Annotated in this window: 5 protein-coding genes and 1 pseudogene; 3 read left to right on the top strand and 3 right to left on the bottom strand. The window is 55.5% G+C overall.

The genetic code is table 11. The annotated features are described in order from the left end of the window. Nucleotides 1-160: 160 nt before the first annotated feature. Nucleotides 161-1,363, top strand: a complete 1,203-nt coding sequence (locus B8784_RS04725; RefSeq protein ID WP_084396434.1) for an IS256 family transposase — start codon at nucleotides 161-163, stop codon at nucleotides 1,361-1,363. An 80-nt stretch (nucleotides 1,364-1,443) separates the two neighbouring features. Continuing rightward, entirely contained in the window at nucleotides 1,444-1,827 is a 384-nt protein-coding gene (locus B8784_RS04730) for a MarR family winged helix-turn-helix transcriptional regulator (protein WP_084396464.1), read from the top strand. A 551-nt stretch (nucleotides 1,828-2,378) separates the two neighbouring features. On the opposite strand, the gene B8784_RS04735 is transcribed toward B8784_RS04730, so the two are convergent. Next, nucleotides 2,379-4,838, bottom strand: a complete 2,460-nt coding sequence (locus tag B8784_RS04735) for a TonB-dependent receptor (protein ID WP_084396465.1) — start codon at nucleotides 4,836-4,838, stop codon at nucleotides 2,379-2,381. Nucleotides 4,839-5,453: 615 nt separating this feature from the next. On the opposite strand from B8784_RS04735, the pseudogene B8784_RS21850 reads away from it, so the two are divergent. Next, nucleotides 5,454-6,031 (top strand): annotated as a pseudogene (locus B8784_RS21850) (integrase core domain-containing protein); the annotation flags it as partial. A gap of 50 nt (nucleotides 6,032-6,081) precedes the next feature. Here B8784_RS21850 and B8784_RS22150 read toward each other — a convergent pair. Together B8784_RS22150 and B8784_RS04750 are read right to left on the bottom strand one after the other, a co-directional pair. Beyond that, entirely contained in the window at nucleotides 6,082-6,702 is a 621-nt protein-coding gene (locus tag B8784_RS22150; protein ID WP_084396467.1) for a MarR family winged helix-turn-helix transcriptional regulator, read from the bottom strand. Next, nucleotides 6,588-7,233, bottom strand: a 646-nt coding sequence (locus B8784_RS04750; protein WP_143435293.1) for an IS3 family transposase, incomplete at its 5' end; no start/stop codon positions are given. The genes B8784_RS22150 and B8784_RS04750, both read right to left, overlap by 115 nt.

A 7,233-nucleotide genomic window follows, 5' to 3' on the forward strand; every position in this document is an offset into this window, starting at 1 on the left:
GGTCACGTCCCGGGTCGTGGTGTAGCTGGTTAGCGCTGCGGGTCTCGTCCGCGCCTTTCCACATGGCGCTGTAGGACGAGGCCCGCAGCGCGGTTGGCCATTGCCGGTTCCTTGGTAGGATTGGGTTGCGACACACAACCTGACCGAAGGAAAACCGACAATGACCAAGGCTATGATGGACCTGCGCGAGCTTGTTGAGAAGAGTGGGGACGCCGACCTGCTCAAGGAGATGATTGGATTTGCCGCTGAGCGGCTGATGGAGCTCGAGGTTGGCGTGCGCGCCGGCGCGGCCTACGGCGAAAAGGATCCGGAGCGCAAAGCCCAGCGCAATGGCTACCGGGAACGTGACTGGCAGACCCGGGCCGGCAATGTCGAACTGCGGATCCCGAAGCTGCGCACAGGCAGCTACTTCCCGTCCTTCCTGGAGCCTCACCGCGCCGTCGAGAAAGCCCTGACAGCGGTGATCCAGGAGGCCTATGTGCACGGCGTCTCGACCCGGGCGATGGATGATCTCGTCCAGGCGATGGGCGGCACAGGCATCTCAAAGAGCCAGGTGTCGCGTCTCTGCGAAGAAATCGATGAGCGGGTCGAGGCCTTCCTGACCCGGCCGATCGAAGGCGAGTGGGTCTATCTCTGGATCGATGCCACCTATCTCAAGGTCCGCCAGGGCGGGCGTATTGTATCGGTCGCGGTGACAATCGCCGTCGGCGTCAATACGGACGGGCGCCGGGAAGTCCTGGGCATGGCCATTGGCCCCTCGGAAGCGGAGACGTTCTGGACGGGCTTCCTGCGCGATCTGGTACGCCGGGGGCTGAGTGGGGTGAAACTCGTCATCAGCGATGCCCACGAGGGTATCAAGGCGTCCGTCGCCCGCGTCCTCAATACCAGCTGGCAACGCTGCCGCGTACACTTCCAGAGGAATGTCCTGGCCCATGCCGGCAAGAGCAGCCGGCGTGTGGTCTCGGCCTTCATCGCCACCGCCTTCGCCCAGAACGACTATGCCTCTGCAAAGACCCAGTGGCGCCATGTCGCCGATCAGATGCGGCCGAAACTGCCGAAGCTCGCCGCGCTGATGGACGAGGGAGAAGAAGACGTCCTTGCCTACATGACGTTCCCGCAGCAGCATCGCACGAAACTGCACAGCACGAATCCCATCGAACGGCTCAACGGCGAGATCAAACGGCGCACAGATGTCGTCGGTATCTTCCCCAATGAAAACGCCATCCGCAGACTGGTGGGAGCGATCCTCATGGAACAGACCGAGGAATGGGCCGTGCAGAGAGCACGCTACATGACGCTGGAAACCCTCGCGCCAGTCTGCGATAACCCCCTGGTCAGCCTGCCTGTAGCTCAGGTCGGCTGATCAGCTCAGCCTGACCAAAACCGTCAGGCCAATGACGAGCTACACCACTTGGTGGGACACGATCAGCGTTCGATCATGAAATGGAAGCCATTGGTCTGACACGATCGCAATGGCATGTACTTGTTTATGTTCTGAAAATGGATGCTCCGTCGCAGACTGCACTTGCAGAAGCGCTCGATATTGCGCGCCCATCAGTTGGAGCACTCATAGACCAGCTCGAGAACTCGGGCTATGTCTCGCGTGAACGTGATGCCCATGACCGGCGCGTCTGGCGGATCATGCCAACCCAGTTGGCCAGCCAGCGCGCGGAAGCCTTTGCGCAGTCTGCCGAACGCGTTGCGACGCAAGTCTTTGCTTCCATAGAAGACCGAGATCTATCGGCGGCCATGGCTTTGCTCTCAACCCTCCGCGAGAACCTGATCTCTCCAACTCCCGACCGACTGGAAAAAGACGGGAATTGCTAGCGCGGATCGTGAGCCAAGTATCAAGTCTGGGTATCCGCGCTTTTCAAGTAACCCCAAAACGGGCTGCGAAAACTTCTTTTTCCACTCAGATTGTGCTGAAAAGTCAAAAAACCCCGCAGTTCACACCGTATACGGATAGCTATAAGTCACTGTATCGGCTCAACAAAATTCTTCGAGAAATGTTCAAAATTAGTGATTTTCGATTTTGGGGACTTTTTCAACACAATCACTCACAAAGAGAATGTTGGTTCGCCTTTAGACGCCATCCAACAAGTTGACCTGGCGCATTGTCTCAATCTGCGATTACGGATATTATTCACAGAATTATCCCAGCACCAATAAGCCCGGAACTGTCTGCATTCATAGTGGTATTCACCATGAATGCAGACAAGGCCCTGAACACCAGCGAACAACTCCGGCATTCGGCGGCAGAACGACGACCTGAATCGTCTTAATCAAAGTCAGCGAAGCACCTAACGGTATTTCGCTGACTTTCAAATGTTAAACGAATCTACCTAGCCGCCTCAAGGTCAGTTACGCATACATCAACGTCAGAAACGAAGACGGGCGGTTGCTCCGAAGGTCAGAGGTGGCGACAGGAACGCTCCAACAGCGGTTCCAGGCGCTGTTTGCGTGGCAGCATTGCCCTGGAGGGGCGTATCGAAAGCCAGCTCGTAATAGTCCTCGTCAAACAGGTTCTGCGCCCAAACCTCCAGCTCAAACGGTGAATTGTCGCTATAGAATGCCATCCTCGCATTGACCACGACCAAATCGTCAACTTCCTTGAGCGGATCGAGGTTCGACCCTGTATTATACCGTGAAGTGAATCGGCTCGACACATTGAATCTCGCATTCCAGTCGCTGATAAACGGGGTCTCATAAGTTGCAGCCAACGTTCCCGACCAGCGGGGCGCGAACGAAATCGTGCTTCCCGGCAGACGCGGGGGGGCAAAAAAGTCTACCGCTTCGAAATCGTCATACTGGGTTTCCGCATAGACGAGGCCGCCCTGAAGCGTCAGTCCTTCAAGCTGTTCAGGCAGGTATCGGATATCGAACTCAGCGCCCTTGGAAATCACACCGGGAACGGATGTCACGATGAAACTCGTACCGGTGAACGTGTTGAGCTGAAAGTCGCTATATTCCTGATAGAATATCGCACCATTGAAGAACAAGCTATTTGCCGCATTGTTGGTCTTGAAGCCGACCTCATACGCATCCACAGTTTCGGGATCGAAACCGGTGTCCAGATTCGGTTGAAACGGCGTGGGATCTGAGGGACCAAACTGGCTGCGGTCAAGGTTGAAACCACCGGCCTTGTAACCGCGCGAATAGGACGCGTAGGACATCAGATTTTCATTGACCCGATATGCCCCCTTCACTGTACCTGACAAATCGTCGTCAGAGCGATCCTGCGTGGATCTCACACCGACGAAGTTGTCGTTCGTCCAAGGCAAGCAAAGCGTCGGGGTCAACCCACCTGCAGCCCCAAATACAGTCAAGGCTGTGGCACAGCTACCTGCATTTCCATCAAAATTGGATTCCAGCGTCTTCTCATCGATCGTATAACGAAGGCCGACGGTCAGGTCGAACTGATCGGTCAAGCTGAACGTATTGTTCGTAAAGATCGCGTATGTGTCCGAAGATTGTTCATAAACGTCCGCAGTTGCATTGGCCTCACCCGTGTAAATGTTACCGGGCAGCGCAGCGAGATTGAACGCACCACCGCTCGCACCGAGCAGCAATTGCTGAAAGTAGAAAAAGTAATCATTGCCGTAACGGATGAAATCTGAACGGTCGAGAGTCTCATTTGCGTAGAAGGCACCCACCTGCCAGTCAATGTTGTCGGTGGCACCTGCGAACCGCAACTCCTGGCTGAAAGTCGCAAAAGCATCCACGGAAGTTTCATCATCACGATACCAAAGATCAGCCGCGCTGAAATCGGTATCTTGACCCGAGCCATTTTCCCAGTCGCGATACGATGTGATGGATGTCAGTTCACCGAATCCGGTCTGCCACTTGATATTGGCTGACACGCCCCAGTCTTCGGTCGTCTGCGTGGCGTCGCGGTTCGCAAAGGCGACGCGATCGAACGGATCGATCGGGAAAGCAGAGGCACCATCGCCGCCGGCCAACAGCGTAACCAGCGGGCCTCTGGCCGGGTCCACCGAGACATAGTCACCCATGCAACAATCTTCTTCCCGGTCAGTATAGTCAGCCGAGAGAAGGATTTCGAGGTCGCCCGAAGGCTCAAAAAGAAGCTGGCCCCGGAAGGAGTAGAAGTCATACTGACTCGTTTCGTCTTCGGTACGCGGACCATTGCCCGTCTTTACGTCGAGAAGACCGCCGCGCTCCTCATAGACCCCAAAAAGGCGACCGCTCACTGTTTCAGAAAGCGGTCCGGTAACTTCTGCAGAGGTGCGAAGGAAGCCTTCGTTGCCGATCCCGACCTCGAAGATAGACTCAAGCTCGTCAGACGGTTTCTTGGTAATGATATTTATAACGCCCGCAGAAGTCGACTTGCCAAACAAGGTGCCTTGCGGTCCTTTTAGCACTTCGATTCGCTCGATTTCGCCGAGATCTCCAAAGGAAACGCCATTCCTGGCGCGCGGAACCCCATCGATAACGACGCCGACGGAACTTTCGAGGCCAGGATTGTCTCCTACCGTGCCAATGCCGCGAATACGCGCCGTCGTATTTGCTTGCTTTGACGACGAAGTCACAAGCAGGCCGGGCGTAACGACCGTCAGATCTTTAATATCCTTAACGCCCGCATCACTGAGAAGTTCACCGGACAAAGCCGTCACAACGATCGGCACATCTTGCAGACTTTGCTCGCGCTTTTGCGCCGTAACTGTAATTGCGCCCAGACGACGTGTGGTCTCTGCGTTTTCGGTTGTCGATGTAGTACCCTGCTCGTCCACTTCAACTTGTGCATGAGCACCTGCGGCGAGCAGCAATGCCGCCAAAGATACCGAAGCAGTTGTCTTAGACAGCGTGTTAAAATAATGCACCTGGTTTCCTCCTTATGTTTATAGCGTACTGTATGCTATATTACTTTTCTGCGATGTGAATATTCATTTTGCCCACTGCCAGAAATCGTCGCAATGTGATGCAAATTTGCAATAGATGTAAGCGCTAGACCGAACGCGCGACAGTCGGCTCAATTCAAGGCAATCTCATTGACCCATGTTTGTGAAGGCTCGGACGTCGGCAAGCATCTTGTCTTTTTGCATTGTCGCGGGAAGGGTGCGTGTTTACCAGCGAAACGGCCAAGGCGCGACGATTTGACGTCTCATCAGGAAGCGCGTTGCCAGCTGTCGCGACCGAACGAGGCATGGAGCACAGGTTTCGTCCACGTCCCACTCTACGACGGTTGCAAGATCAGAACCCTGAACATCATCGATGCCTTCACCAGACTTGTTCCAGCCATTGACTTTCGAGGGACGTACGCCGGTGCCGATATCGCTGAAACACTCGAACGGGTCTGCTCAAAGCTTGAGCTATCCGGGTCGATCAGGGGCCGGACTTCACCTGGAAAGGTAGTCATCCCTGAAAATAAGCGACTTGAAAACTGGACTTCTCCGGCGTTGATTATCGACGGAGTCGAGAATGAAGAAATCGCGATTCACAGACGCGCATATCCTTGCGAACTGGAGCTGAATTTGTAGATCAAGCCGAGGAAACGCCTGGTTCGGGAAGTTCCGGGCCCCTGGCGGTTCTGGAGCGGCCGAACGAAATGTGGTCGATGGACTTCATGGCCGACCAACTCGGCGATGGCTGGTCCTTCCGGACGCTAAATGTCCTCGAGGACTTTTACCGCGAAGGCCTTGGTATCGAAGTAGACTTCTCCCTGCCTGCAGCCCGTGTCGTTCACATGCTTGAGCAAATCATTGAAGGGCTCGGAAAGCCGATGGGCATGCGCGTGGACAACGGGGCCGAAAAATATCAGTGGCAAGCTGCAGACCTGGGCAGCAAAGCGCGGCATTGGCATCTTCTGCATCCAGCCTGGCAAGCCGCAGCAGTATGCCTATGTCGAGCGCTACAATCGGACCGTTCGGCAGGAATGGCCAGGACGGTTCATCTTCAATACGATCGAGAACGTCAAGGAACACGCTACGCGGTGGCTCTGGATTTACAACAATCAGCGCCCGGACATGGGCATCGGCGGGATTACCCCGCCATGGAACTGAAACTTTCTGCGTAAAGTTCAGGAACCTGGCAGCTTAAAAATAGGATGATTACCGTTCACCACGCTCATTCCGCGCTTGGGATTAGCTTTTCTAGACATCGACGGAAATCTCTAAGATCTTTCTCGTCGAAATCTGCAAATAACTCAGCGGCCGCACGTCTTCCGGCCCGATCAATTTTGGACTGCCGGGAGACTGCCAATCTAGAAGGCACAATCCTCCACACACGACGATCATCGCTGTCCGCGACCCGGGATACATATCCACTTCGCTCCAACTGGTCTATCAGAGACCCGACAGAAGCTCGCCCCAGCTCCAATATCTCGGCTAACTCGGTTTGCGTAGGGTTAGAAAGCCGAAAAACATACAGCATCGCTCTCCATTGAGCCCGCGTGAGTTCCAAGGATGCCATATCCATATCAAATCGACGCCGAAGCACGCGCGTAACACGGCTTATCAGAAAAGCCAGCTCAACTCGCTCATCGCTCCAGAAATCATTGTCAGCGAATCTCAGAATTTTCTCTTGGGGCATTCTGAACCGCGCCGGTAACCCCGGAGGCTGTTTGGTTGGGGTCAAGCAGCGATAGCGTTTTCCTTCAGCGCTGCAAAGTAGTTGGCCTCGGCTTCTGCCGGTGGGATGTTTCCGATTGGCTCGAGCAGGCGGCGGTGATTGAACCAGTCGACCCATTCGAGGGTGGCGTATTCAACGGCATCGATGGATTTCCACGGGCCTTTCCGCCAGATGACTTCGGCCTTGTAGAGTCCATTGATGGTTTCCGCCAAAGCGTTGTCATAGCTGTCACCAACACTGCCCACCGACGGCTCAAGACCTGCCTCGGCCAGACGCTCCGTATACCGTATACTGACATACTGGCTGCCACGATCTGAATGATGGACAAGACCACTTCCAGAGCAGGGCCGCCGGTCATGCAAGGCCTGTTCAAGGGCATCAAGCACGAAGTCCGCATGCGCTGTCCGGCTGACCCGCCAGCCGACAATGCGGCGGGCGAACACATCGATGACGAAGGCGACATAGACAAACCCTGCCCAGGTCGAGACATAGGTGAAATCGCTGACCCAGAGCCGGTTCGGCGCCGGGGCCTTGAAGTTGCGGTTCACATGGTCGAGCGGGCACGGCGCCGCCTTGTCGCTGTAGGTCGTGCGATGCGGCTTGCCGCGGATAATGCCCTGCAGGCCCATGGCCTTCATCAGGCGCCTG

Origin of the sequence: Henriciella aquimarina, assembly GCF_002088975.1 — a bacterium.
Lineage (GTDB): Bacteria > Pseudomonadota > Alphaproteobacteria > Caulobacterales > Hyphomonadaceae > Henriciella > Henriciella aquimarina.